The sequence below is a fragment of the Variovorax sp. AC103 genome, from assembly GCF_979254005.1.
This window is the reverse complement of sequence record NZ_CEEDFC010000001.1, coordinates 143,241-169,276: the sequence shown is the minus strand read 5'-3', so window position 1 is coordinate 169,276 and position 26,036 is coordinate 143,241. Positions and strand designations below refer to the sequence as shown.

At 69.8% G+C, this 26,036-nt stretch carries 23 protein-coding genes; 8 read left to right on the top strand and 15 right to left on the bottom strand.

What is annotated here, in order from left to right; all coding sequences use genetic code 11:
* The first annotated feature begins 106 nt into the window (after positions 1 to 106).
* Positions 107 to 532: a GNAT family N-acetyltransferase gene (locus AC0IYU_RS00845; RefSeq protein ID WP_472111868.1), complete on the top strand. Its 426-nt coding sequence runs from the start codon at positions 107 to 109 to the stop codon at positions 530 to 532.
* Positions 533 to 547: 15 nt separating this feature from the next.
* On the opposite strand, the gene AC0IYU_RS00840 is transcribed toward AC0IYU_RS00845, so the two are convergent.
* The 4 genes from AC0IYU_RS00840 to AC0IYU_RS00825 all read right to left on the bottom strand — a co-directional run bounded on the left by AC0IYU_RS00840 (position 548) and on the right by AC0IYU_RS00825 (position 5,654).
* Positions 548 to 2,044: an MFS transporter gene (locus AC0IYU_RS00840; protein ID WP_472111865.1), complete on the bottom strand. Its 1,497-nt coding sequence runs from the start codon at positions 2,042 to 2,044 to the stop codon at positions 548 to 550.
* 79 nt (positions 2,045 to 2,123) lie between these two features.
* Entirely contained in the window at positions 2,124 to 3,365 is a 1,242-nt protein-coding gene (locus tag AC0IYU_RS00835) for a class I SAM-dependent methyltransferase (protein ID WP_472111861.1), read from the bottom strand.
* 212 nt (positions 3,366 to 3,577) lie between these two features.
* Positions 3,578 to 4,525: a cation diffusion facilitator family transporter gene (locus AC0IYU_RS00830; RefSeq protein WP_472111858.1), complete on the bottom strand. Its 948-nt coding sequence runs from the start codon at positions 4,523 to 4,525 to the stop codon at positions 3,578 to 3,580.
* A 124-nt stretch (positions 4,526 to 4,649) separates the two neighbouring features.
* Positions 4,650 to 5,654: an AraC family transcriptional regulator gene (locus tag AC0IYU_RS00825; RefSeq protein WP_472111855.1), complete on the bottom strand. Its 1,005-nt coding sequence runs from the start codon at positions 5,652 to 5,654 to the stop codon at positions 4,650 to 4,652.
* 219 nt (positions 5,655 to 5,873) lie between these two features.
* Here AC0IYU_RS00825 and AC0IYU_RS00820 point away from each other — a divergent pair, with 219 nt between their 5' ends.
* Positions 5,874 to 6,926, top strand: a complete 1,053-nt coding sequence (locus AC0IYU_RS00820; RefSeq protein WP_472111853.1) for an aldo/keto reductase — start codon at positions 5,874 to 5,876, stop codon at positions 6,924 to 6,926.
* Here AC0IYU_RS00820 and bioD read toward each other — a convergent pair.
* From bioD to AC0IYU_RS00765, 11 genes are all read right to left on the bottom strand, one after another.
* Entirely contained in the window at positions 6,909 to 7,643 is a 735-nt protein-coding gene (gene bioD, locus AC0IYU_RS00815; protein ID WP_472111850.1) for a dethiobiotin synthase, read from the bottom strand. The two genes, AC0IYU_RS00820 and bioD, sit on opposite strands and share 18 nt — an antisense overlap.
* Positions 7,640 to 8,893: an 8-amino-7-oxononanoate synthase gene (gene bioF / locus AC0IYU_RS00810; protein ID WP_472111847.1), complete on the bottom strand. Its 1,254-nt coding sequence runs from the start codon at positions 8,891 to 8,893 to the stop codon at positions 7,640 to 7,642. Before bioF ends, bioD begins: the two co-directional genes overlap by 4 nt.
* Positions 8,877 to 10,259 carry an adenosylmethionine--8-amino-7-oxononanoate transaminase gene (bioA, locus tag AC0IYU_RS00805; protein WP_472111843.1) on the bottom strand — a complete coding sequence of 461 codons (1,383 nt, stop codon included), beginning with the start codon at positions 10,257 to 10,259 and terminating at the stop codon, positions 8,877 to 8,879. The genes bioF and bioA overlap by 17 nt, the downstream gene beginning before the upstream one ends.
* Before the next feature lie 297 nt (positions 10,260 to 10,556).
* Positions 10,557 to 11,423, bottom strand: a complete 867-nt coding sequence (locus tag AC0IYU_RS00800) for an NmrA family NAD(P)-binding protein (protein ID WP_472111841.1) — start codon at positions 11,421 to 11,423, stop codon at positions 10,557 to 10,559.
* A 22-nt stretch (positions 11,424 to 11,445) separates the two neighbouring features.
* Positions 11,446 to 11,757: a plasmid stabilization protein gene (locus AC0IYU_RS00795; protein WP_472111839.1), complete on the bottom strand. Its 312-nt coding sequence runs from the start codon at positions 11,755 to 11,757 to the stop codon at positions 11,446 to 11,448.
* A gap of 124 nt (positions 11,758 to 11,881) precedes the next feature.
* Entirely contained in the window at positions 11,882 to 12,592 is a 711-nt protein-coding gene (locus AC0IYU_RS00790) for a glycosyltransferase family 2 protein (protein WP_472111837.1), read from the bottom strand.
* A complete protein-coding gene (locus AC0IYU_RS00785) occupies positions 12,589 to 13,218 on the bottom strand; it encodes a class I SAM-dependent DNA methyltransferase (RefSeq protein WP_472111835.1) in 630 nt (209 codons plus the stop codon). The genes AC0IYU_RS00790 and AC0IYU_RS00785 overlap by 4 nt, the downstream gene beginning before the upstream one ends.
* Complete coding sequence (locus AC0IYU_RS00780) at positions 13,215 to 13,973, bottom strand: PIG-L deacetylase family protein (RefSeq protein ID WP_472111832.1); 759 nt, start codon at positions 13,971 to 13,973, stop codon at positions 13,215 to 13,217. Before AC0IYU_RS00780 ends, AC0IYU_RS00785 begins: the two co-directional genes overlap by 4 nt.
* Positions 13,961 to 14,986 carry an acyl-CoA dehydrogenase gene (locus AC0IYU_RS00775; protein ID WP_472111829.1) on the bottom strand — a complete coding sequence of 342 codons (1,026 nt, stop codon included), beginning with the start codon at positions 14,984 to 14,986 and terminating at the stop codon, positions 13,961 to 13,963. The genes AC0IYU_RS00780 and AC0IYU_RS00775 overlap by 13 nt, the downstream gene beginning before the upstream one ends.
* A gap of 282 nt (positions 14,987 to 15,268) precedes the next feature.
* A complete protein-coding gene (locus AC0IYU_RS00770) occupies positions 15,269 to 15,979 on the bottom strand; it encodes an alpha-ketoglutarate-dependent dioxygenase AlkB (RefSeq protein ID WP_472111827.1) in 711 nt (236 codons plus the stop codon).
* Positions 15,976 to 18,300, bottom strand: a complete 2,325-nt coding sequence (locus AC0IYU_RS00765) for a helicase C-terminal domain-containing protein (protein WP_472111824.1) — start codon at positions 18,298 to 18,300, stop codon at positions 15,976 to 15,978. Before AC0IYU_RS00765 ends, AC0IYU_RS00770 begins: the two co-directional genes overlap by 4 nt.
* 149 nt (positions 18,301 to 18,449) lie before the next feature.
* Here AC0IYU_RS00765 and AC0IYU_RS00760 point away from each other — a divergent pair, with 149 nt between their 5' ends.
* The 6 genes from AC0IYU_RS00760 to AC0IYU_RS00735 all read left to right on the top strand — a co-directional run bounded on the left by AC0IYU_RS00760 (position 18,450) and on the right by AC0IYU_RS00735 (position 25,985).
* The gene (locus AC0IYU_RS00760) at positions 18,450 to 21,968 is read left to right on the top strand and encodes a response regulator (protein ID WP_472111821.1); all 3,519 of its coding nucleotides are present in this window, start codon (positions 18,450 to 18,452) and stop codon (positions 21,966 to 21,968) included.
* A gap of 11 nt (positions 21,969 to 21,979) precedes the next feature.
* Positions 21,980 to 22,837, top strand: a complete 858-nt coding sequence (locus AC0IYU_RS00755) for a CheR family methyltransferase (protein WP_472111819.1) — start codon at positions 21,980 to 21,982, stop codon at positions 22,835 to 22,837.
* Positions 22,834 to 23,439, top strand: coding sequence for a chemotaxis protein CheB (locus AC0IYU_RS00750; protein ID WP_472111817.1), 606 nt, complete (start codon positions 22,834 to 22,836; stop codon positions 23,437 to 23,439). The genes AC0IYU_RS00755 and AC0IYU_RS00750 overlap by 4 nt, the downstream gene beginning before the upstream one ends.
* The gene (locus tag AC0IYU_RS00745) at positions 23,429 to 24,646 is read left to right on the top strand and encodes a hybrid sensor histidine kinase/response regulator (protein WP_472111814.1); all 1,218 of its coding nucleotides are present in this window, start codon (positions 23,429 to 23,431) and stop codon (positions 24,644 to 24,646) included. The genes AC0IYU_RS00750 and AC0IYU_RS00745 overlap by 11 nt, the downstream gene beginning before the upstream one ends.
* 74 nt (positions 24,647 to 24,720) lie before the next feature.
* Positions 24,721 to 25,080 carry a response regulator gene (locus AC0IYU_RS00740; protein WP_472111812.1) on the top strand — a complete coding sequence of 120 codons (360 nt, stop codon included), beginning with the start codon at positions 24,721 to 24,723 and terminating at the stop codon, positions 25,078 to 25,080.
* A 173-nt stretch (positions 25,081 to 25,253) separates the two neighbouring features.
* Positions 25,254 to 25,985, top strand: a complete 732-nt coding sequence (locus AC0IYU_RS00735; RefSeq protein WP_472111809.1) for a FadR/GntR family transcriptional regulator — start codon at positions 25,254 to 25,256, stop codon at positions 25,983 to 25,985.
* Positions 25,986 to 26,036: the final 51 nt, after the last annotated feature.

Below are 26,036 nucleotides of genomic sequence, written 5' to 3'. Positions count from 1 at the left end.
GTGCGCAACGTTATGCGGCGCGTGGGCATGGGCATGGGCATGGGCATGGGCATGGGCATGGGCATGGGCAGAATGCCGCCTCTGAACACGCCTGGCCCCGACTGTCATGAACCTCACCTTCTCGACCCCGACGCCCGAACAGCTGCGCTCCGGCGAACTCGGCCGCAAGCTGCGCCACTTCAACTACGGCGCGGTCGGCGAGTACCCGGAGCAGCAATACATCCGCGTCGATGCCCGCGACGAGAACGGCCGCCTGCTGGGCGGCATCCGCGGCTTCGTGTTTCTGTACTGGCTGAACGTGGAAGTGCTGTTCGTCGAGGAAGACGTGCGCGGCGCGCGCCTGGGCAGCCGCCTGCTCGCCGAGGCCGAGCGCCAGGCCATCGCGCTGGGCGCGAAGCACGCCAGGCTCGACACCTTCGAATGGCAGGCGCGCGGCTTCTACGTGAAGCACGGCTACGAGGAGTACGCCCGCATCGACGACTACGCGCCCGGCTTCTACCTGGCGTACATGAAGAAATCGCTGGCAGGCTGAAGCTGCGCCAAAGGCTTACTTCGGCGCCGCCGTCCCCGCGTTCGCGGCCCCGACCGCGTGGCTCTCCAGCCCTTCCTTGGGCAGCAGCAGCGCCAGCACCACCACCCCCAGGCTCACGACCAGCATCGTCACGAAGGTGAGATGCAGCGAGCCGCCCAGCGCCAGGCGAATGCCCGCGTCGGTGGCCGCCGAGGAGTGCGAGCCCTGCAGCAGCAGGCGCAGCTGGTCGTCGGTGAAGGCCATGGCGCCGTCGCCGCGCGTCAGCCCGAAGTTGAAGACCGCGCCGAAGAAGGTCGCGCCCAGCGCGCTGCCGAGGTTGCGCGAGAACACGTTCGACGCAGTGGCCACGCCGCGCTGCGCCACGTCGACCGCTTCCTGGATGAGGATGAGCGAGGCCAGGCTCATCACGCCCATGCCCAGGCCCATGATGAAGGAGCCGACCGCCGCCAGCGCCGGCGTGCTGTCGGACGACAGCAGCGCGAACGCCGCCGTGCCCACCGGAATCAGCGCCGCGCCGACCACCACCATGCGCCACAGGCCGATGCGGTGCCAGGTGCGCGACGTCAGCGTCGCGCCGATGGGCCAGCCCAGCATCACCATGGTGAGCGTGAGGCCTGCCGTGACCGACGAGCGCTGCAGCACCACCTGCACGTACATCGGCAGGAAGGTGGTGATGCCGATCAGCACCATGCCGCCCAGCATGGCCGCGCCGTTCACGGTGGCGATGATGGGCGCACCCCAGAGCTTGAGCGACACCATCGGGTCGGCGGCGCGGCGCTCCTGCAGCACGAACAGCACCAGCGTGACGGCGAACACCGCCGTCCACAGGCCCGCACTGCCCAGGTCGCCGATGCCGAAGTCGGTGAGCGCGATCATCAGCGCCGCGATGCCGACCGTGAACAGCACCGCGCCCGCGATGTCGATGGACGAGCGGCGCACGGTCGGCGCCTCGTGCAGGTAGCGCCAGAACAGCGCCGCCGCGGCCAGGCCGATGGGCACGTTCATCCAGAAGATCCAGCCCCACGCCAGCTTCTGCACGATGAGCGCGCCGATCATCGGCCCCACCACCGCCGAGACGGCCCACACGCTGGCCAGGTAGCCCTGCACCTTGCCGCGTTCGCGCGCCGGGTACAGGTCGCCCACGATGGTGAGCGATACCGGCTGGATGGCGCCCGCGCCGATGCCCTGGATCAGCCGGAAGCAGATCATGGCCGGCATCGACCACGCGAAGCCCGCCAGCACCGAGCCGATGAGAAAGATCGCGATGCCCACGAACATGATGGGCTTGCGCCCGTACAGGTCGCAGAGCTTGCCGAACACCACCGTCATGGCGGTCTGCGCGAGCAGGAAGGACGCGAAAACCCAGCTGTACAGGTGCAGCCCGCCCAGCTCGGAGGCGATCTGCGGCATCACGGTGGAGACGATGGTCGCCTCGATGGCCACCATGGCCATGGAAGCCATGATCGCGGCGATGACCAGGGGGCGTCTTGTTGTTTTGGTTGTGGAGCTCATGAGCGGGCCATGCTATCCAAGGCGCGAGTCCTTGTCTGCCGCTCAAGCTCTCGGAGCTCTCGCCGCCACCGGGCCGCGCTCAAGACGCGCTCAGCGCCGAGGTGCCTTCGTAGATGTACCGGCGCGACCACGGCAGCGTCTTCGCCGCCCTGCCCGCCTTGCGCCCGACGATCTGGTAGATCGCCACGTCGTCGTTCTCGAAGGCGTAGGCGCAGCCGGCCAGGTACACGCGCCAGATGCGGAACTTCTCCTCGTCGACCAGCGCGTGCAGCTTCTGCGCGTTGGCTTCGTAGGCATCGCTCCAGCAGCGCAGTGTCTGCGCGTAGTGGCGGCGCAGGTTCTCCACGTCGAAGGCCTCCAGGCCACCCTGCTGCATGGCCTGCAGCGCCAGGCTGATGTGCGGCAGCTCGCCGTTGGGGAACACGTAGCGGTCGATGAAGTCGCCGCCGCCGTACGACACGCCGCCGCCCTCGGGGTCGGACGAGGTGATGCCGTGGTTCATCACCACGCCGTCGTCGGCCAGCAGCTGCTGCACGCGCCTGAAGTACTCGGGCAGGTTCTTGCGCCCCACGTGCTCGAACATGCCGACGCTGGTGATGCGGTCGAACTGGCCCGTCACGTCGCGGTAGTCCTGCAGCCGGATCTCGATGCGGTCCTGCAGGCCGGCGGCGCGCACGCGCTCGGTCGCCAGGTCGAACTGGTTCTGCGACAGCGTCACGCCCACGCAGCGCGCGCCGAACTTCTGCGCCGCGCGGATCACCAGCGCGCCCCAGCCGCAGCCGATGTCCAGCAGGGTCTGGCCCGGCCTGAGTTCGATCTTGGTGAGGATGTGGTCGATCTTCTTCAGCTGCGCGGTGGCCAGGTCTTCGTCGCCGTTCTCGAAGTAGGCGCACGAATACACCATGTTCGTGTCGAGCCACAGTTGGTAGAACTCGTTGGACACGTCGTAGTGGTACTCGATGGACTTCCTGTCCGACGCCTTGGTGTGCGCGAAGTAGCGCGCCATGTTCTGCAGCGCGCCGCCGGGCTTGTCGATCGAGGTCCTGGCCAGCCCGTAGGCGATGTCGATCACGTCGCTGAGCTTGCCTTCGATGTCGATCTTGCTCTTGACGTAGGCCTCGCCGAGGTTGTCGAGCGTGGGCTGCAGCATCAGCGACAGCGCCGCGGGCGTCTTCACGTGCAGCGTGACCGCGGGGGCAGAAGGGCCGCTGAATTCGCCGAAGTCATAGGACTTGCCATCCCACAAGGTGAGCCGCGCCGGCAGGTTCGCACGAGCGCGCACCCCGGCACTCCATTGCGCCAGCTTGTTTTCCCAAAGCATGCTTACTCCGTATGTTTTCCGTGTTTTTCGGGTTCCGCCTCTCGTGAGGCGGGCGTGCTGCAGCGGAAGAAACAATAGCGAAATTCTGTAAAACCTGCATGGTCGAGTCGACGCAAGAAATCGCCGGAAGTGCTAGTGCGCGCGCGTGCCGATGTCCCTCGCGTCCCTCGCGTCCCTCGCGTCACTCGCGTCACTCGTGCCACTCATGTCGCTCATGTCGTAGCGCCTTGCGTCGCGCCGTGCGCCGCCGCTTCGACGGCGGGCGCGTCGCTGGCCTCGATGAACAGGCGCTTGATCATCGGGAAACGCGCGCGCACCTGCTTTTCGATGGCGGCGATGGCGCGCGCCGCTTCGCCCGTGTCGGTGTCGTCGTGAAAGTTGACGTCGACCACCACCAGCACGTCGTCGGGTCCGACGTACATCGACAGCACATGGCCGACCTCCTCGACGCTGGGCTGCGCCATCGCCATCTCGCGGATCGCGCGTGCCGTCTCGGGGCGAATGCCCTCGCCGATCAGCAGCCCGTGCGCCTGGCGGATCAGCGCCACGGCCACGCCGGCCAGCAGCAGCCCGATGACCACCGACGCGGCCCCGTCGAGTTCCGGCATGTTCAGGCGATGGCTGAAGTAGATGCCCAGGCCCGCCACCAGGAGGCCGGCCAGCGCCGCCGAATCTTCGGCCAGCACGGTGTAGGTGGACGGGTCCTTGCTGCGGTCCAGCGCCTGCCAGAACGGCGTGTCGCCGGCCTGCTTCAGGAACTGCCGCAGCGCGATGAAGAAGCTCGCGCCTTCGAACACCATGGCGGCTGCGAGCACGACGTAGTTCCACGTCGGGTCGCGCATCGGCTCGGGCTCGCGGATGTGCTGCACGCCTTCGAAGAAGGACACGCCGCCGCCCAGCCCGAAGATCAGCACGGCGACGATCAGGCTCCAGAAGTACAGCTCCTTGCCGTGCCCGAAGGGGTGTTCGGCGCTGGGCGGTCTCTTGCTCTGGCGAATGCCCACCAGCAGCAGCACCCCGTTGAGGGTGTCGACCGCCGAGTGGATGCCTTCGGACAGCATCGCCGAGCTGCCCGTGATGCCGGCCACGATGAACTTGGTGACGGCGATGGCGACATTGGCGCCTATTGCGCCGTAGATGGCGACTTTGGATTCGGCCATGGCCTGTGCAGTGGGGGAAAACCGCAGTGTCGCCACGCCGTGCCCGCTCGCCGCCGGACACGCGCGCGACCCTTTGCAGGACGCGCGCGCACTTCGAGCTTGCCGGCGGAACCCGGAGAACCTGCTACGCCGCTTCCATCGATGCCGCGCCCAGCGCGTCGTTGCCCGCCTCGCCGAGCCAGCGGCGCTTGTCGCGCAGCGGCGGCGCACCGAACATGCGGCCGTACTCGCGCGCGAACTGCGAAGGGCTTTCGTAGCCCACGCTGTGCGCGGCCGAGGCCACGTCGGCGCCGGTGAGCAGCATCTGGCGGCGCGCCTCCTGCAGGCGCAGCTGCTTCTGGTACTGCAGCGGGCTCATCGCGGTCACCGCCTTGAAATGGTGGTGGAACGACGACACGCTCATGTGCACCGCGCGCGCCATGTCCTCCACCCGCAGCGACTGCGCGTAGTTCACGCGCAGCGCGCTGATGGCCTTGGTGATGCGCTGCGTGTGGCTGTCCTGCAGTGCAATCTGGCGCAGCCGCGCGCCCTCGCCGTTGACCAGCAGGCGGTAGAGAATCTCGCGCTTGATGAGCGGCGCGACGATGGGCACGTCCTCCGGCGTGTCGAGCAGCCGCAGCAGGCGCAGCACCGGCTCGAGCACCGGCATGGCGATGCGGTTGACGTACAGGCCGCGCGACGCGGGCGCGTTGCTGGCCTTGGCGGGCAGCTTCTCGTCGCCGATGAGCTCGCCGATCTCGTCCACGGCCAGCTCCAGCCGCACGCCCAGGTAGGGCTCGTGCTCGCTGGTCAGGCGCACATGGCCGCACACCGGCAGGTCGACCGAGGTCACCAGGTAGTGCATGGGGTCGTACACGTAGATGTCGTCGCCCACGATGATGCGCTTGGAGCCCTGCGCAATGAGCCCCAGCGCCGGGCTGGCGAAGGCGTGCTTGGGGCCGTCGGGCTTGCTGATGCGAAACACCTGCAGGCCGGGCACGGCGGTGACGATGGTGCCGTCCTGCCCCTGCGTGATGTGGTTGAGCAGCTGCACCAGCTCCTTGCGGGCTTCGTCCAGCTCGGGCTCCAGCGGCATCGGTTCGGCGATGCCGGCGCCGAGCGCGGAGATTTCGGTTGTTTCTTCTGGCATGTCCAGGGGCCTTGTCATGGAGGGCGCCACCGGGTGGCCGCCATGGAGGATCGAGCGTTTGCAGCTTAGCGCCGCTCCCGCGCCAGCGCACGCGCTGCGGGCGTCATCTGGAGAAATAGGCAAAGACTTTGCAGGAACGCGCTCGCCGCCCGCAGCGTGGCGGCCGGATACTTTGCCCGCAACGCCCCGCCACACCTCCCCAAGCAAAGGAATTTCTCCATGCAACACCGCAAATTCGGCCGCACCGGCCTCCTCGTGTCGGAACTGTGCCTCGGCACCATGACCTTCGGCGGCTCCACGGGCATCTGGGGCCAGATCGGCAACCTGCAGCAGTCCGAGGCCGAGGGGCTGATCGGCAAGGCGATGGACGCCGGCATCAACTTCATCGACACGGCGGACGTGTACTCCGAAGGGCAGTCCGAAATCATCACCGGCCAGGCGCTGAAGAACCTGAAGGCGCCGCGCGACAGCTTCGTGCTGGCCACCAAGGTGCTGGGCGAAACCGGCAGCAAGGGCCTGAACTCCGCCGGTGCCTCGCGCTTTCACATCATGGACGGCGTGAAGGCCAGCCTGAAGCGCCTGCAGCTCGACCACATCGACCTGTACCAGATCCACGGCTTCGACCCGCTCACGCCCATCGAGGAGACCGTGCACGCGCTGGACACCCTGGTGCGCCACGGCCATGTGCGCTACGTGGGCGTGTCGAACTGGGCCGCCTGGCAGATCACCAAGGCGCTGGGCATCGCGGAGCGCGACAAGCTGGCGCGCTTCGAGTCGCTGCAGGCCTACTACACCATCGCCGGGCGCGACCTGGAGCGCGAGCTGGCACCCATGCTGCGCAGCGAGAACGTGGGCCTGATGGTGTGGAGCCCGCTGGCCGGCGGCCTGCTGAGCGGCAAGTTCGGCCGTGACATCGAGGCCGAAAAAGGCAGCCGCCGCGCCACCTTCGACTTTCCGCCCGTGAACGTGGAGCGCGCCTACGACTGCATCGACGTGATGCGCCAGCTGGCCGATGCGCGCAAGGTGTCGGTGGCGCAGATCGCGCTGGCCTGGCTGCTGCACCAGCCGGTGGTGACCAGCGTGATCATCGGCGCCAAGCGCGTCGAGCAGCTGGACGACAACATCGCGGCCACCGCCATCCAGCTGACCGGCGACGAGCTGGCCGCGCTGGACAAGGTGAGCGCCCTGCCCGCCGAGTACCCGGGCTGGATGCTCGAGCGCCAGGGCGGCGCTCGGGCCAAGCGGCTGGCGGAATCAGGCCAGCGCGGCTGACAGCGCCTGCGCGCGGCGGACGGCATGAACTGCCGTGCCGCGCAAGGCCCGCAGGTCGATGTGGCGGGCCGCCTGCGCCGCGTCGGGCTGCTGCAGGTGCGGCACCACGCCGAGCAGCGGTGCGCCGAGCCGGGCGCGCAGCGTCTGCAGGTTGGCCTGCGGCGCCAGCATCGACGGATCGACCACGCTGGCCACCCAGCCCGCCAGCACGAGGCCACGCGCGCGAACCGCCTCGGCCGTCAGCAGCGCATGGTTGAGGCAGCCCAGCCGCAGCCCGACCACGAGCACCACGGGCAGGCCCAGCGCCACGGCCAGGTCGGCGCTGTCGAGGTCGTCGCCGAAGGGCACGCAGAACCCGCCCACGCCCTCGACCACCACCGCGTCGGCGCGCGCCGCGAGCTGCGTGAAGGCCGAGAGCAGGGGCGGCAAGGCGATGCGCACGCCCTCTTCCTTCGCCGCCAGGTGCGGCGACATCGGCGCGCGCAGCAGGTACGGGCAGCGCAGCGCCAGCGGCGCGTCGACGTTGCCGGCCGCGGCCAGCCGTTCCACGTCTTCGTTGCGCCACGCGCCATCGATGTCTTCCAACCCTGCGGCCACGGGCTTCATGCCGACCGCACGCAGGCCCGAGCCGGCCAGCAGGTGCAGCATGGCGCTGCTGACCAGCGTCTTGCCGATGCCGGTGTCGGTGCCGGTCACGAACCAGTGGCGGCGCGTCATGCGGGCTCCTGTTCCACGTAAGACTGCGTGTGCGAAAGCTGCGCGAGCGCCTCGCCCAGCGCATCGACCAGCCGCGCCACATCGGCCTCGCTGTGGCAGGCCGACAGCGCGATGCGCAGCCGCGCGGTGCCGGCGGGCACGGTCGGCGGGCGGATCGCGCCCACGCGCAGGCCGCCTGCGTCGAGCTGCGCCATGACCTGCATCGCACGCGCGTTGCCGCCCAGCATCAGCGGCTGGATCGCCGTGGGCGACGGTGCCAGCCACGCGCTGCCGTCCGAAGGCAACACGGCCTGCAGACCCTGGCGCAGTTGCGCGATGCGTGCCTGCAGCCGCGCCCGGCGCCGCATGCCCTCCTCGCCCTCGATCAATGCCAGGCTCGCCAGCAGCGCATGCGCCACGGCCGGCGGCGCGGCCGTGGTGAAGATGTACGGCCGCGCGCGCTGCACCAGGTAGTCGATGACGGTGCGGTGCGCCGCCACGAACGCACCCGACACGCCCGCCGCCTTGCCCAGAGTGCCCACCAGCACCAGCCGCTCGGAACGCAGGCCCAGCGCCTCCGGCACGCCGCGCCCCGTGGCGCCCAGCACGCCGAAGCCGTGCGCATCGTCGAGCACCAGCCAGGCGTCGTGCCGCTCGGCCAGCGCGAGCAACTCGGCCACCGGCGCAATGTGGCCGTCCATGCTGAACACCGCGTCGCTCACGATGAGCTTCACCGGCGCCTTGCAGGCAGAAAGCTGCGCGTCCAGCGCGGCCACGTCGCAGTGCGGGTAGCGTTCCACCCGTGCCTTGGCCAGCCGCGCACCGTCGATCAGCGAGGCGTGGTTGAGCGACTCCGAGAAGATCGCCGCCTCGGCCCCGCCCAGCGCCGACAGCACCGCCAGGTTGGCCATGTAGCCGGTGCAGAAGAACAGGCTCTGCGCTTCGGGAATGAAGGGCGCCATCCAGCCGGCGAGCCTTTCCTCGAGCGATGCATGCGCCCGCGAATGGCCCAGGATGAGGTGCGAACCGCCGCTGCCCGTGCCGTACCGCGCCGCGCCTTCGGCCCAGGCCTCGGCCAGCGCGGGGTGCGCGGCCAGGCCCAGGTAGTCGTTGCTGCTGAAGCACAGCATGGTGCGCGAGGCCGTGGCGCCGGCCAGCGTCAGCGTCTGCTGGGGCGCGCAGGCGGTCTCGGCGACATGCCGGCGGCGGCGCAGCGACTGAGCGTCGAGCGCGGCCATTTCGGCTTGCAGGCGGTCAAGCAAGCGCGACATCGCGGGCTCCTTTCGTGTCGCGCGTGGCCGTCACCGTTGTCAGCGTGGCCAGGGTGCCGTCGACCAGCCGGTCGATCTCGTCGTCGCCGATCACGTAGGGCGGCATCAGGTAGACGGTGGGGCCGATCGGGCGCATCAAGAGGCCGTGCGCGCGCGCCGCCATGTGAAAGCGTTCGGCAAAGCGCGCGCCGGGTTCGCGCACGTCGAAGGCGGTGATCATTCCGCGCTGGCGCAGGTGGTCGACCGGCTGCCCTTCGAGCCCCTCGCGCAAGCGCGCCAGCAGCCGCGCCGCGCGGCCTGCGTTGCGCTGCAAGGCGCGTTCGCTCTCGAACAGGTCCAGCGTGGCCACCGCCGCGCGGCAGGCCAGCGCATTGCCCGTGTACGAATGCGAATGAAGAAAGCTGCGCGCCACGTCGTCGTCGACGAAGCTCTGGTAGATGGCGTCGCGCGTCATCACCAGCGCCAGCGGCAGGTAGCCGCCGCTGATGCCCTTCGACAGGCACAGGAAGTCCGGCCATATGCCGGCCTGCTCGCAGGCGAAGAAGGTGCCGGTGCGCCCGCAGCCCACTGCGATCTCGTCGGCGATGAGGTGCACGCCGTAGCGGTCGCACAGGGCGCGCACGCGGCGCAGGTAGGCCGGGTCGTGCATCGCCATGCCGGCGGCGCACTGCACCAGCGGCTCGACGATGACGGCGGCAATGGTCTCGTGCCGGTCGGCCAGCAAGGCTTCGAGTTCATCGGCGGCGCGGTGCGCAACGGCGGCGGCGTCTTCGCCCGGCCGCGCATGCCGCGCATCCGGCGAGGCGACGAGGTGCGCCTGCGCGAGCAGCGGCGCATACGCATCGCGGAACACCGGCACGTCGGTCACGTGCAGGGCGCCGAGCGTCTCGCCGTGGTAGCCCTGCCTCAACGCCACGAAGCGCTGCTTGCCGCCAAGGCCCGCGTTGCGCCAGGCATGGAAGCTCATCTTCAACGCGATCTCCACCGCCGAAGCCCCGTCCGACGCATAAAAGCAATGGCCCAGCGAATGCCCCGTCAGCGCGGACAGGCGTTCGGCCAGTTCCACGGCCGGCGCGTGCGTGCAGCCCGCAAGCATCACGTGGGACAGCCGGTCGAGCTGGTCTTTGAGCGCGGCGTTGAGTGCCGGGTGCGCATGGCCGAAGAGGTTGACCCACCACGAGCTGGTGGCGTCCATGTAGCGGCGCCCCTCGGCGTCGAACAGCCAGACGCCCTGCCCGCGCGCGATCGGCAGGGGCGGCACGGCGTCGAGGCGGATGCTCTGGGTGCAGGGGTGCCAGACGTGGCGCCGGCTGCGCTGCTGCCAGCCGGCATTGGATTCAGGGGAAAAAGCAGTCGTTGGAGGCACCCGCGCAGTCCTTTTTTCAGGGGCAAGGCGCGGGATGGTATCGGTGCATCCGGAGCGCGGCAAACGCCGGAAACCGCGGCGGAATCAAGGCCGGTTGAGCGACGTTTGCGGGCGTAGCGCCCGCGTTCGGCGCCACCTCGCCGAAGAAGCGCGTTGGCTGGTTTCGGCCGGCCTTGGCGGGAAAACGCAAGTTGTCCGGCTGACGTCAGAAACGGGTCACGAATGTCCGGTTTTCACGATGTTGGCGCGATGAACCTGCTTTTCGGACGTGCCTCGTGGCGTGTTTCAGCGGCGCGGTCAGCGCGGGCTCTTGTTGACCAGCGCGCGGATGTATTCACGCAGCGTCACCACGCCGCGCTCCGGCTTGTCGGGCAACGCGTAGCGCTGTTCCAGCGTGATGCGCGTCATGGCCATGTACGACTTCGCCGCGGCGTCCGAGAAGCCCAGTGCCTTGAACGCCTGCGCCCATTGCGCGGGTGGCGTCTCTTGCACAGTGACCGGACGCCCGAGCGCTTTGGAGAAAGCTTGGGCCACATCCGCCGCAGAGTAGCGTTCCGGCCCTTCGACATAGTGCGGCCCCGAAGGCGCCGGCGGGCCCAGCATTAGCTTGGCGGCGAACTGCCCGAGGTCGTGCGGCGCCACCATCGGCAGCTTGAAGTCGGGCGGGTACATGCTGTGCACCTTGCCTTCGTCGCGCGCTGTTTTCAGCGAGGCGTCCCAGTTGCTCATGTAGTAGGCCGCGCGAATGGCGCTGAACGGTGTGGTGCCCGCACCGAGCGCCCGCTCCATGTCGTACAGCACGCCCAGGTCGCCCACGGCCTCGCCGGGCTGCGCGCCGTACGTCGATTCGCCGACGATCTGCTCGAGCTTGCAGCCTTCGAGCGCCGCCAGGATGGCCTGCAGGCTCCTGCGCTCTTCGGCGACCGTGTCGGTCGACGGGGCGGCCGGCGGGTTGAGCACGAAGAGCCGGGTGCCGCCGAGGAACACGTGGTGCAGCGCTGCGGTGTCGAGCACGTCGACCACGGCCACGCGCGCGCCCTTGGTCTGCAGCGCCTGCGTCTTGCGGGCGTCGCGCGTGACCACGGTCACGGGTTCGTTGTGGCCCAGCAGCGCCTGGGCCAGTGCCGAGCCCACATGGCCGGTGGCGCCGAGAACGATGTGCATCGAATCTCCTGCCTCAGCCGCGTCAGCCGCGGGTCTCGGCGTTGCGCTTGCGCGTGGCGGCGCCCTTCCTGGCGGAGGCCGAGCGTTCGGCCGCCGTGCGCTTCGCCGCGGCGCCGCCGCCCAGGTGGCCGCCCTTGCGTGCCGGCGCGTGGTTCTCGGCCTTGCCGCGGCCGGAGCCGCTCTTCTTGCCGCCGCCGGTCTCGGCGTTCACCGTCGCCCACGCGCGGCGTTCGGCCTCGCCCTTGCCGACACCGCGTTGCTCGTAGCCCTTCTCGATGTGCCGGGCCTCGCGTTTCTGCTTGTCCGTGTAGGACGACTTGTCGCCTCCTGGCATGGCATGGCTCCTGATGGTTGGAAAACTTCATGCTGCGAGCGCGGCGCGCCCCGCGGGTAAGAAGACGCACGCGTTGCGCGTCAGCCTTGTCCGGCGCGGGCGTCAGTTGGCAAGGGCGGCTCGATTACGGCAGCGCGCGCCCGACCGTGAGCAAGGGCACCGGCACCGGTGCCAGCGAGGCCACCATGGCGAGCAGCGTGTCGCCGAAGCCGCCGCGGGCGCGCGCGTCGGTGCGGGCACTGGTGGTGACGCGCGGGCCGGCGCTCCAGGCAATGCGCGCGCCGATGGCCGACAGCGACTCCACCAGCGCCACGTCTTCGCTGCAGGCCAGCGGCGCGAAGCCGCCGGCGCGGCGGTAGGCCTCCGACGCGACGCCCAGGTTGGCGCCGTGCACATGGCGGTGGCCGTCGGCGTGCGTGTAGCGGCTGTCGAAATGCGAGCGCACGCGCTCGCCTTCGGCGCCGTGCGCTTGCCAGCCTTCCACGTCCACGCAGCCGCATACCGCGTCGGCCTGCTCCGCCAGCTGCATCACCAGCCAGTCGGGCGACACCACGGTGTCGGCGTCGGTGAAGGCGAGCCAGCGCGCGCCGGCGTCGATGCACAGCTCGGCCCCGCGTGCACGGGCAATGCCCACGTTGCGCGCGGCCAGCGACAGGCGTGCCACGCCGTGCGCCAGCACCACGTCTTCGGTGGCGTCGCTGCAGCTGTCGAGCACGACCACCACCTCCACCGTTTCGCCGGCCAGCGCCGGGTGCGCCGCCGCCAGCCGCACGGCCGCCAGCGCGGCGCCGATGCGCTCGCACTCGTTGTGCGCGGGAATGACGACGCCGATCACCGGATGCCCTCCCGCTGCGCCACCGAGCGCGCGTCGCGCGACCACAGCTGCAGCACGAAGTCGTCTTCCTCGTGCAGCACGAGGCGTGCGAGGCCCAGCTCGGCGAGGATGCCGTGCACGTCGTTGGTGGACAGGCTGCGCTGCGCGAAGTCGGGCCGCCAGTCGCAGGCTACGAGCGTGCCGCCGTCGTCCAGCGAGAGTGCGCAGCACTCGGCCACGCGCTGCATGTCGCTGCGCTGCAAAAAGTAGCCCACCTCGCTGAGCACGATCAGGTCGAAGCCGCCGGCGTCGTGCGGCCAGTCGGCCGGCAGCGTGTGGCGCGCGACCTGCACATGGGGCAGCGCCTTGGTGCGCTCGCGGGCCAGCGCAACGGCCTGCGCCGTGAAGTCGCTGGCCAGCAGCGCGTCGCAGCGCGGCGCGAGCGCGAGGGTGAGTTCGCCGATGCCGCAACCCGGTTCGTAGGCCCGGCGAAAGCGCGCCTGCGGCAAGGCGGCCAGAAGCACGGCCCGCTTGCGGGCCTCGTACCAGCGCTGGCGCGAGACATAGGGGTCGTCGCTGGCGGCGTAGAGGGCGTCGAAGTACGGGCGCTGTCCCTGTCCCTGGTCCTGTTCGGCGTTGGTGCTCACAGGAACACCACTTCGTAAGGACGCGCGGCGCGCTCGACCGTGGTGGCGCGCAGCACGGGGCCGGAGCCGGTGGACGCGTCGCGCTGCAGCTGGCTGGTAAAGGCCTGCACGGCCGCGCGCTTGCGGCGCACCGCCTCGGCGCTCAACGGCAGGCGAAAGGCGCTCTTCCATGGCATGCGGCTGTCGCCGGGGCGGGACCAGTGCCAGCCCCACACGGGCACCTCGACCAGGCGCGCCCCGGTGCTGGCCGTGGCCAGCGCGCAGGCCTCCCCGGTGACTTCATGGTCCGGGTGGCCGTCTTGCCGCCAGGTGGTGAAGACGACATCGCCCGGTCGCAGCAGCGACACGAGCTGCGCCGCCAGCAAGACACGCACGTCCTTGAGGCCGCCATCCGGCAGGCCCAGCCGCGCGGGCTCGATGGCCAGGCCCAGCCGGCGCAGGGCGCACAGGCTTTCACGCGGGCGGGCCTGGGCCAGCCGTTCGGCGGACCACTCGGTGGAGCCGCTGTGGCTGGCCGTGCCGTCGGTGACGGCAATCACCTCGACGGGCGTGCCGTTGTCGGCCAGCTGCGCCAGCAGGCCGCCGACCGAGAGCACCTCGTCGTCGGGGTGCGGCGCAACGACCACCGCCCGCGAGCCCTCGGGCACCAGCGAACGCAGGTCGATGGCCGGCAACTGGGCCAGGCCCGGCCAGCGGTGCCATTCGGCTTCGGTGGTGCCCTCGCCCCGGATGGCTCGGCGCTCTACAGGGTCCATGACGGAGTCTCCTCATCGTTGTCTTGAATGGCTTGAACGGCCAACTGGCCCAGCGCCGCGAGGTCGCGCTCGGCGTGGCTCTGACGCAGGAACACGGGCAGGTCGGCCATGGCCTGCGCAAACTGCGGGTCGCGGCACAGCGGGCCGGCACCGACCGCGCGGCCGGCGTGGTGCATCACCTCGAGCGCGGCCTGCTCGACGGCCAGGCGAGCGCGCATCGCGACGCGCTGGGCGTCGTCCTGCGGGTGGCGGTCGATCCATTCGGCGGCTTCGCGCAACAGCGCCGCGGCGCCGCCGAGCGCCACCTCGATGGCGCCGAGGTGCGCGAGCCGGTGGGCGTCGGCCTTGGGGCCGGTGCCCTTGCGCACTTGGCGCGCGATGCCCAATGCGCCACCGAACCAGCACGCGGCAATGCCGGCGCCGCCCTGCCAGAAGCCGGGCCGGCGCACGTAGTCGCCGGGCTGGCCGATCTGCACGGCGCGCGCGCCGTCGAAACGGACATCGACGCTCGCACTGCCCGCCATGCCGACGGCATGCCAGCCTTCGCCGGTGACGCGCACGCCGGGCTCGGTCATGGACACGGCGGCCAGGCAGGGCTCGCCGGCCGCGTTCCAGCCACTGACGACCGCGTGGGTGACGCTGGCCGCGCCGGAACACCAGGCCTTGGTGCCGTGCATGCGGATGCCCTGCCCTGCATCGGCCGGCTCGAACACGACCTTCGCGTTGGGCGGCTCGGCGCACCACGTGCCCCAGCGCGCGCCGGTCGGCGTGAGGGGGGCACCGCCGAGCTCGGCCAGGATGGCGAGCGCATCGGTGTGCCCTTCGAAAAGCTTGACCAGCGACAGGTCATGCGCAGCCACGGCGGCCAGCACGCGCCAGCGCGCCAAGGTGCGGCCCGAGCCGGGGCGCGGCAGCACATCGATGCCCGCTTCGACGAGGTGGCTGAGCGACAGCGCGCGGCCATGCCGAAGCATCAGGGGTGTGAGGACGTCGGCGGGGTCGGGATCGAACATGATCTGAAGTTAGGCATGCCGTCCAGGCGCGCTCGTCGGCAGTCAGCGTCGCGCCTTGTAGGAGCCGAGCCGCCACGCGCCCTGGACGACACGCAGGGTCGGCCCACTCCCACAGGCGGCGAGCGTGAGCGGTCGCAGCCGTGATGGCGCGGCCGCGAGAACGCGCTGCTTTGCGGCCTGAGCACGGCACTGTGCCGGCGCTGTGCCGAGGTATGAATGACGCGGCAAGCGCCGCATGCACAAGACGCCCGGCGCGGCGCGAGGCCGCGTGGGACGCCTGGTTCAGGGATCGGTCGGTGGCGGCGGAGGTGTTCCAGCCGCCAGGACCATGGGCGCGCCAGAAGCGTCGGAAGCGCGCCCACCCGCCCGCCGATTCATCCGCGCGGACCGCGTCCGCAGCGTGATCGAGTAGCGCAGGCCCTCGGTGGGCGCAATGGCGTGCTGCCATGCCCAGCGCGCCGGCCCGCGCAGCACGTACACCGAGCGCGGCTCGATCAGGAATTCGAGCGTGGGCGGCCCCGAGGCTGCGGCGCCCGGCAGGTACGGCCTGAACTGCATCACCGCATCGCCGTGCAGCGAGACGCCGACGATGTGCTCGAAGTCCGGCACGTCGCGGTGCCAGCCCAGCGGCGTGCCTGGGCGGTACTCGGCGATGAGCGCGTGCGTGAGGTCTTCGCGCGCAATGCCGGCCCAGGCGGCCGCCTTGTCGCGCAGCGGGTGCAACCGCTCGGGCAACGGCGCGCCGGGCTTGAGCTGGTGGGTGTCGAAGTCGTAGCTGCCGCCAAAGCCGATGCCGCGCCGCCGGGCGGTGTAGTCCTTGTAGCGCATCTCCTTCATCGGCAGGCCCTGCACGATGCGCAGCAGCTCGGTTTCTTCTTCGCGGGACAGGAAGCCGTTTTCGTAGCGCAGCCCTTCGATGGCTGCGACAGGCGACTGGCCGAACAGGTCGGGCTGCCCGGCATGTTCGAGGCGTCTGGCGGCGCGCGCGGTCATGCGCCTCCCGCCAGCTGCACGTGCCACCAGCGCGGCAGCAGTTCGCGGATCTCGGCGCGCGCGAAGCGGTCGTCCAGCAGGTGCAGCACGCCGCGGTCTTCCTCGGTGCGGATCACGCGGCCGGCGGCCTGCACCACCTTCTGCAGGCCCGGGTAGAGGTAGGTGTACTCGTAGCCCTTGCCGAAGCGCGTCTGCATGCGCTCGCGCGTGATCTCGTTGAGCGCGTTGTACTGCGGCAGCCCCAGGCTGGCCACGAAGGCGCCGATGAGCCGGCTGCCCGGCAGGTCGATGCCTTCGCCGAACGCGCCGCCGAGCACCGCGAAGCCGATGCCCTGTCCGCCCTCTTCGAAGCGCGCGATGAAGCCGTGGCGGTCGTCCTCGCGCATGCCGCGCGTCTGCGTCCACACCGGCACGCCGGGGTGCCGCTGCGAGAAGGCGGCGCAGGCCTTGTCGAGGTAGTCGAAGCTGCTGAAGAAGGCCAGGTAGTTGCCGGGCGTGCGCTCGAACTGCGCGCCGATGATGTCCGCCACGTGGCGCAGCGACCCCGCGCGGTCGCGAAAGCGCGTGGACACGTGCATGGCCACCTCCACGCGCAGCTGCTGGCTGGTGAAGGGCGAGGCCACGTCGAGCAAGGCGGTGTCCTCGGGCAGGCCGAGCGCGTCGCGGTAGAACCCGAAGGGCGACAGCGTGCCCGAGAAGCAGGTGACCGACACCGCGTCGCCGAAGCGCGCGGCCAGGAACGGCGCGGGCACGAGGTTGCGGATGGCCAGGGTGCGGTCCTGCTGCGCGGCGCCCAAGGTGCGCTCGAACACCGAGTGGTCGCCGAAGGCCTCGGCCAGCCGGGCGAAGTGCAGCGCGTCGAAGAAAAAGCGCTGCAGCGGTCCCTGCGACGCGTCGGGCGTTTCCGCGAAATACTCGGCCATGGCGGTGTTGGCGGCCTGCAGGGTGCGCAGGAAGCGCTCGGGAATCTCGTCGCCGGTTTCGTAGTCGGCCTGCTGGGGCTGCTGCACGGTGTCCCATTCGCGGAACAGCCGGGCCAGCGGGCCGCGCAGGGCCGCGGGCGCCGCGCGGTGGGCCTCCTCGAGCGCGGCGCCTTCGAGCGCCGCGGTGTACATGCCCCGCGCGCGCTCCAGCAGGTTGTGCGCCTCGTCCACCAGCACGGCCACGCGCCAGTCGGCGTCGCGCATGGTGGCGTAGAGGAAGGCGCTGCTGTCGAAGTAGTAGTTGTAGTCGCCCACCACGGCGTCCGCCCAGTGGGTCATTTCCTGCGCGAGGAAATACGGGCAGACCGCGTGCGCCAGCGCGATGTCGCGCAGCGCCTGCCGGTCGAGCCAGGCCACCTGCACGGCCTGCGCGCGCGCGGCAGGCAGGCGGTCGTAGAAGCCCTTGGCCAGCGGGCAGGCGTCGCCGTGGCAGGCGCGGTCGGGGTATTCGCAGACCTTTTCGCGGGCCGCGAGTTCGAGCACGCGCAGCCGGCCGGCCCCTTTGTCGTCGCGCGGCCCCTTGTCGAGCACGCGCAACGCATCGAGCGCCACCGGGCGGCCGGAGGTCTTGGCGGTGAGGAAGAAGATCTTGTCGATCTTGCCGGCGGCCCGCGCCTTGAGCAGCGGGAAGATGGTGGCCAGCGTCTTGCCGATGCCGGTGGGCGCCTGCGTCATGAGGCAACGGCTGTTCACGGTCGCGCGGTAGACGGCCTCGGCCAGTTCGCGCTGGCCGGTGCGGAATGCGCGGTACGGGAATTCGAGCCGGGCCAGGGCCTGGTCGAGCGCGCCGCGGTGCCCGGCCTCGCTGGCAGCCCATGCGCTGTACCGGTCGCACAGCAGCTCGAAGTGCGCGCGCAAGGCGTCGCGGGTGTGGTGCTCCTCGAGCACGGTTTCGTCGCCGCTGGCCAGGTCGAGGTAGACCAGCGCCACGGTCATTTCTTCGTGGCCGTGCAGTTCGCACAGCATCCAGCCATAGGTGCGGGCCTGCGCCCAGTGCAGGGCGCGGTGGTTGCCGCGAATGGCGTCGAAGTCGCCTCGGAAGGTCTTGATTTCCTCGACCCGGGCCGCTTGCCCCCGGCGCACCTCGTAGCCGTCGGCCCGCCCGCGCACCCGCAGCGTGCCGCAGGTGGTGTCGAGCCCGACCTCGCTTTGGTACCCGTCGCCGCGACGGTTCTGCACCAGCGCATGGCCGGCCATGCCTTCCTGCGCGCTGGGCGCGGGCACGAAGCGCAGGTCGAGGTCGCCCGCCTTCGCGCCGAAGGCGCACAGGGCCTTGACGGAAACGACGTGCGCGACAGGGGGTGCCGCGGCTGGCTGGGTGGAGGGTACGGGGCCCATCTCGTTTGAAACTGTATGAAATTACAGTATAGCGAGACATGCCTCACACTCGGACTCCCCCCTCCTTCTTGCCCTGACGGGGCTTTCTCCGACAGGGCGACCTGATTTTTTCGGCAAGACTTGACAAGTTTTGCTTACAAATGCGTCCGATGAATACTCCCACCGCGATCGACCCCGAAGACTTTGAACGGCTGCTGGGCCGCAACATCAAGCTGCCGCTGATCGGCGGCGTGTTCGGCGCCGTGGTGTTCGTCGGGCTGATCCTGTTCCTGCTCAACACCATCGGCTGGGTCGAGCACACCGACCGCGTCACGCGCGCCGCCAGCGAACTGCAACGCCAGAGCATCGACATGGAAACCGGCATGCGCGGCTTCCTGATCACCGGCGACGAGACCTTCCTGGAGCCTTACCAGAGCGCCCTACCCCGCATCAAGGGCGACACGGCCGCGCTGCGCGAGCTGGTGTCCGACAACCGCCAGCAGGTGGAGCGCGTCGACCGCATCGCGGGCATCCAGGCCACCTGGCTGGAGTTTGCGCGCAGCCTGATCGCCGCGCGCCGCGCCGGCGAAGACGCCCAGGCCCAGGTGCGCCTGGGCCGCGGCAAGCGGCTGACCGACGACATGCGCGCGGAGTTCACCGCGCTCATGGACACCGAGCAGACGCTGCGCTTCCAGCGCAACAACGACGCCAACCGCACCGCGTGGTGGACGGTCGGCTTGTTCCTGCTGTTCACGGTGGGCTTCACCGGCCTGGTGGCCTACTTCGGCCGGCGGCAGCTGGTGCGGCTGTCCGACAGCTACGACGTGGTGCTGAAGGAACAGGCCGCCCATGCGGAGCTGCTCGCCCACGAGGCCTGGCTGCGCAGCGCGCAGACCGAGCTGGTGGGCGACCTGGTCGGCGAACTGACCGCGCCGGACATGGGCCGCAAGGTGCTCGCGTTCTTCTCGCGCTACATGGGCAGCGCGGTCGGGGCCCTGTACGTGCGCGAGCGCCACGGCCCGCTGCGCCGGGCGGCGAGCTACGGGTTCTCGAGCGCGTCCGAGGCCACGCCGCAGGTGTTCTCCCCCACCGAGAGCCTGATCGGCCAGGCCGCCGCCGAGCGGCGCCGCATGCTCATCGACCCGGTCGACGCCGACTACCTGAAGGTCAACTCCGGCCTGGGCCACATGTCGCCCAAGGCCGTGCTGCTGCTGCCGGTGTCGAACGGCGGCGCGGTCAACGGCGTGATCGAGCTCGGCCTGCCGGGCCCGCTGGACGATCGCTGCAACCAGCTGCTGGACGTGGTGGCCGACGACATCGGCACCTCGCTGGCGGCGGCGCGCTACCGCGAGCAGCTGCAGGACGTGCTGGCCGAGACCCAGCAGCTCAACGAAGAGCTGCAGGTGCAGCAGGAAGAGCTGCGCACCGCCAACGAAGAACTCGAGGAACAGTCGCGCGCCCTGCGCGCCTCGCAGGCCATGCTGGAAAACCAGCAGGCCGAACTGGAGCAGACCAACAGCCAGCTCTCGGAACGCACCGAGGCGCTGGACCAGCGCAACACCGCGCTGCGCCGCGTGCAGCGCGACCTGGAAGACCGTGCCGACGAGCTGCAGCGCTCCAGCCGCTACAAGTCGGAGTTCCTGGCGAACATGTCGCACGAGCTACGCACGCCGCTCAACAGCGCGCTCATCCTGGCCAAGCTGCTGGGCGACAACCCGCAGGGCAACCTCACGGCGGAGCAGGTGAAGTTCGCGGATTCGATCTACTCGTCGGGCAACGACCTGCTGGTGCTGATCAACGACATCCTGGACATCGCGAAGGTCGAGGCTGGCAAGCTCGAGGTGGTGACCGAAGACGTGTCGCTCGCCCGGCTGGCGCAGAGCCTGGAGAGCACCTTCAGCCCGCTGTCGATGCAAAAGAACCTCGGCTTTCGCCTGGAGATCCGGCCCGACGCGCCGGCCACGCTGGTCACCGACCGCCAGCGGGTGGAGCAGATCCTGAAGAACCTGCTGTCGAACGCGCTGAAGTTCACCGACCGCGGCGAAGTGGCGCTGGAGGTGTCGCCGACCGCGGACGGCGGCGCGGCTTTTTCCGTGTCCGACTCGGGCATCGGCATCGATCCGCAGCAGCACGAGCTGATCTTCGAGGCCTTCCGCCAGGCCGACGGCACCACCAGCCGCCGCTACGGCGGCACCGGCCTGGGCCTGTCGATTTCACGCGACCTCACGAAGCTGCTGGGCGGCACGCTCACCGTGCGCAGCACGCCGGGACAGGGCAGCACCTTCGTGCTCGAATTGCCGGCCAGGGCACCGCAGGCGGACGCCGCATCGTCTCCCTTGTCGTCTTCTTCTGCCTCCTCGCAGTCGTCCTTCGCGCCCTCGCCGGGCTCGGCGGTCTACTCGCCCAGGGCCGTGGCCGTGCCCGCCGCACCGCAGGCGCCCAAGCCCACGCCCGTGCCCGCGCCCCAGTTTGCCGACGACCGCACGCTTCCGCGCGACCAGGTGCGCCGCGTGCTGGTGATCGAGGACGAGCCGCAGTTCGCGCACATCCTCTATGACCTGGCCCACGAACTGGGCTACCGCTGCCTGGTGGCGCACGGCGCGAACGACGGCTTCGAGCTGGCCACGCAGTTCCTGCCCGACGCGATATTGCTCGACATGCGCCTGCCCGACAGCACCGGCCTCGACGTGCTGCAACGCCTGAAGGATTCGCCGCACACGCGCCACATTCCGATCCACGTGGTGTCGGCCGCCGAGAACGCCCAGGGCGCCGCGCTGCAGATGGGCGCCATCGGCTATGCGCTGAAGCCCGCCACGCGCGACGAACTGATGAAGGTGTTCGGCCGGCTCGAGGAAAAGCTCACGCAGAAGGTCAAGGTCGTGCTGCTGGTGGAAGACGACGCGCTGCAGCGCGAGGCCGTGATCCGGCTGATCGGCGACGACGACATCGAGATCGTGGCGGTCGGCTCGGGCGAAGAGGCGCTGGAGCTGCTGCGCACCCGCGTGTTCGACTGCATGATCACCGACCTGAAGCTGCCCGACATGCAGGGCAGCGAGCTGCTCAAGGCCATGGCGGCGGAGGAGATCGTGTCGTTTCCGCCGGTCATCGTCTACACCGGGCGCAACCTCACGCGCGACGAAGAGACCGAGCTGCAGCGCTACTCGCGCTCGATCATCATCAAGGGCGCGCGCTCGCCCGAGCGCCTGCTCGACGAAGTGACGCTGTTCCTGCACAAGGTGGAGGCCGAACTGTCCACCGAGCGCCAGGGCATGCTGAAGACGGTGCGCGGACGCGACCGCATCTTCGAGGGCCGCACCATCCTGCTGGTGGACGACGACGTGCGCAACATCTTCGCGCTGACCAGCGCGCTGGAGGCGCGCGGCGCCATGGTCGAGATCGGCCGCAACGGCCGCGAGGCGCTGGAGAAGCTCGACCAGGTCAGCGAGATCGACCTGGTGCTGATGGACGTGATGATGCCGGAGATGGACGGCCTGGAGGCCACGCGCCGGCTGCGCGCCAACCAGCGCTTCGAGAAGATGCCGGTGATCGCCATCACCGCGAAGGCCACCAAGGACGACCGCGAGCAGTGCCTGGCCGCCGGCGCCAACGACTACCTGGCCAAGCCGGTGGACCTGGAGCGCCTGTTCTCGATGCTGCGCGTGTGGATGCCGAAGATGGAGCGCCTGTGACCCAACCGCCCTTGCCCCCTTCCCCCGGCTCGTCCACGCCGCAGCTGCACCCGCTCAGCGACACGGAGATCGAGCTGCGCCTGCTGATGGAGGCGATCTACCTCAAGTACAGCTACGACTTCCGCAACTACACCGTGGCCTCGCAGAAGCGCCGCGTGCTGCATGCGCTCGACCAGCTCGGGCTGCCCAGCATCTCGGCGCTGCAGGACAAGGTGCTGCGCGACCCGGGCCTGTTCGGGCGGCTGCTGCAGTTCCTGACCATTCCGGTGAGCGAGATGTTCCGCGACCCGCCGTACTTCCTGGCGCTGCGCCAGCACGTGGTGCCGATCCTGCACACCTACCCTTCGGTGAAGGTGTGGGTGGCGGGCTGCAGCACCGGCGAGGAGGTGTTCTCGCTGGCCATCCTGCTGCGCGAGGAAGGCCTGCTGGCGCGCACGCAGATCTACGCCACCGACATCAACCCGGCCTCGCTGGAGAAGGCGCGCCAGGGCATCTTTCCGCTGGAAGCGATCCGCGGCTACACCACCAACTACCAGCGCGCGGGCGGGCGCAGCTCGTTCTCGGACTACTACACCGCCGCCTACGACGCCGCGCGTTTCGACCCCTCGCTGTGCGCCGACGTGATCTTTGCCGACCACAGCCTGGCCACCGACAGCGTGTTCGCGGAAACGCAACTGGTGTCGTGCCGCAACGTGCTGATCTACTTCAACCGGCAGCTGCAGGACCGGGCGCTGGGCCTGTTCCACGAGTCGCTGTCGCACCGCGGCTTTCTCGGGCTGGGTTCCAAGGAAAGCATCGACTTCTCGGGCTACGCGGACCGCTTCGAGACGCACGCCCGTGCCGAGCGCATCTACCGCAAGCTCGCATGAGAAAGCAGCTGCGCTCATCCGTTCAGAAGCGCGTGGACGCCGTGGTGCTGGGCGCCTCGGCCGGCGGCATCGAAGCGCTGTCCACGCTGCTGCACGACCTGCCCGCCACCTGGCAACTGCCGATGGCGGTGGTGCTGCACCTGCCCGAGGACCACGACAGCCATCTGGCCGAGATCTTCGCGCAGCGCCTGCCCTTCGCCGTGCGCGAGGCGGCCGACAAGATGCCGCTCGCCGGCGGCAGCCTGTACTTCGCGCCGCCGGGCTACCACCTGTCGATCGAACGCGAGCGCACGTTCTCGCTGAGCTGCGAGCCGCCCGTGCTGTTCTCGCGGCCGTCGATCGACGTGCTGATGAGCTCCGCCGCCGATGCCTACGGCCCCGCCCTCGCGGGCTTTTTGCTGACCGGCGCCAACTACGACGGGGCCGAAGGCCTCCAACGCATTCACCTGGCCGGCGGACTCACCGCCGTGCAGGAACCGAAAGAAGCCCAGATTTCCACCATGCCCCAAGCCGCCATCGCGCGCCACGCCCCCGACTACGTGCTCCCCTTGCGTCAACTGCGCGAACTGCTGCTTCAACTGGAGGCCGCCCATGAACATTGACATCGAAAGCAAGCTGCTGATCGTCGATGACCTGCCGGAGAACCTGCTGGCGCTGGAGGCGCTCATTCGCGCGCCGGGCCGCGTGGTGTACCGCGCGGCCTCGGCCGAGGCCGCGCTGGCGCTGCTGCTGGAGCATGAATTCGCACTGGCGATCGTCGACGTGCAGATGCCCGGCATGAACGGCTTCGAGCTGGCCGAGCTGATGCGCGGCACCGAGCGCACGCGGCACATTCCCATCATCTTCGTGAGCGCCGCCGGGCGCGAGCTGAACTACGCGTTCCAGGGCTACGAGAGCGGCGCGGTCGACTTCCTGCACAAGCCGCTGGACCCGCACGCGGTGGTCAGCAAGGTGAACGTGTTCGTCGACCTGTACCAGCACAGGAAGGCGCTGCGCCACGAGATGGAATCGCTCGCCGCCGCGCACCGCAAGCAGGAAGAGCTGGTTGCGCAGCTGCAGCACACGCAGCAAGAGCTGGAGCGGGCCGTGCGCATGCGCGACGACTTCATGTCGATGGTGTCGCACGAGCTGCGCACGCCGCTGAACACGCTGTACCTCGAAGCGCAACTGCGGCAGTTGCACCTGTCCAAGGGCAACCTGGCCAACTTCGCGCCGGACCGCCTGCCCGCGATGATCGAGCGCGACCAGCGGCAGATCCGCAACATGGTGCGGCTGATCGACGACATGCTCGACGTGACCCGCATGCGCCGCGATGCGCTGTCGATCCAGACCAAGCCGGTGGACCTGGCCGTGCTGGCGCGTGCCGTGGTCGAGAACCTGCGCCAGCAGGCCGAAGCCGCAGGCGCGGTCATCACGCTGGACGCGCCGGCCGAGCTGCACGGCGTCTGGGACGAGTTCCGCATCGAGCAGGTGCTGACCAACCTGCTGACCAACGCGCTGCGCTACGGCGGCGGCAAGCCGGTGCAGATGGTGGTGCGCGAGGTCGACGGCACCGCCCAGGTGGCCGTGCGCGACCAGGGCATCGGCATCGCGAGCGAGGACCAGGGGCGCATCTTCGAGCAGTTCGAGCGCACCGCCGACAGCCGCAAGCATGCGGCCGGGCTGGGCCTGGGGCTGTACATCACGCGCAAGATCGTGGACCTGCACGGCGGGCACATCGGCGTGGAGAGCGCGCCGGGCGAAGGCTCGCGCTTCGTGGTCGACCTGCCGCTGCACGCAAAGGACGCCGAAAACAGCGCCCTGCCGTAGGCATGCGCCTACGGCGGGGCGCGTTCAGGGCCGCGATACTGCCCTATTCGACTTACTTCAAAGAGAGCTTTTTTGTGAATGTGCTGATCGTCGACGACAACGAAGCCGCGGCCGACCTGCTGCAGGAATTGCTGAGCTTGCAGCAGCACACGGCGCGCTGCACCTACACGGCGCAACAGGCGCTGGACGCAGCGGCCTCCGAAAGCTTCGACGCCGCGCTGATCGACCTCACGCTGCCCGACTTTCCGGGCACCGAGGTGGCCAGGCGGCTTCGCGCCAGCACGGCCGAAGGCACGCCGAAACTGCTGGTCGCCATCTCGGGCTTCTCGGCACAGGACAGCGGCGGCCAGGCGGCCGCAGGGCTGTTCGACCACCATCTGCAAAAGCCGATCGACATCGACAGGCTCGAGCAGATTTTGGGCGGGACGCCCTAACCGCTCGCCGGCCGTCGCGGCCGGGATGCGTCCTTTTTCCCCTCTCCCTTTCTGACCAGAGCGACGCAGGCCGGCGCGGCGCAAGCCTGCGCGCCGCCGCGCTCCATGGCGTCGGCTACTGGTAAACCAGAGGCCCTGAATTGGTGAACCACTTTTAGACTGGCTCACCAATCATGGCAACGACCACCGACCTCCCCTTCGCCCAGGCCACCGAGCCGGAATCCGATCGCTCCTACCAGAAGCTGGCCGCGCGCATTGCAACGCTCGTCGCCGGCGGCGAATTCAAGGTGGGCGACCGCCTGCCGTCGGAGCGGGCGCTGGCCGAGCGCTTCAACGTCAGCCGCACGCTGGTGCGCGAGGCCATCATCGTCCTGGAGATCCAGGGCGCGGTCGAGGTGCGCGGCGGCTCGGGCATCTACATCAGCGCGCCGGTCGCGGGCGCCGTTCCCGCTGTGTCGGCCTACACGCTGTCGCCCGGTCCGGGACCGTTCGAGCTGCTGCGCGCGCGCAGCCTGATCGAAGCCGAGATTGCCTCGGTCGCTGCCGAGAACCGCAAGGACAGCGACATCGACCGCATCTACGCCGCGCTGGCCGCGATGCGCGAGCACATGCAGGACAAGGCGGCCAACGAGGCGGCCGACCGGCTCTTTCACCTGCGCATTGCCGAGTCGACCGGCAACAGCGTGCTGCTGCAGATGGTGACCGGCCTGTGGGACCACACCAAGGCGCCGATCTGGTCGCAGATGGAGGCGCACTTCCACACGCCCGAACTGCGCCGCGCTTCGCAGGACGACCACCAGCGCGTGTTCAACGCGCTGCTCGAACGCAACCCCGCCGAGGCCCGCGCCGCGATGCGCGCGCACATCGACCGCGTGATCGCCGAGTTCGCGCAGGCCTGGCGCTGAGCGCCCCTGCAACCTGCGCAGCCGCCCCCTTTTTCCTGTGTTTTCCCTCCG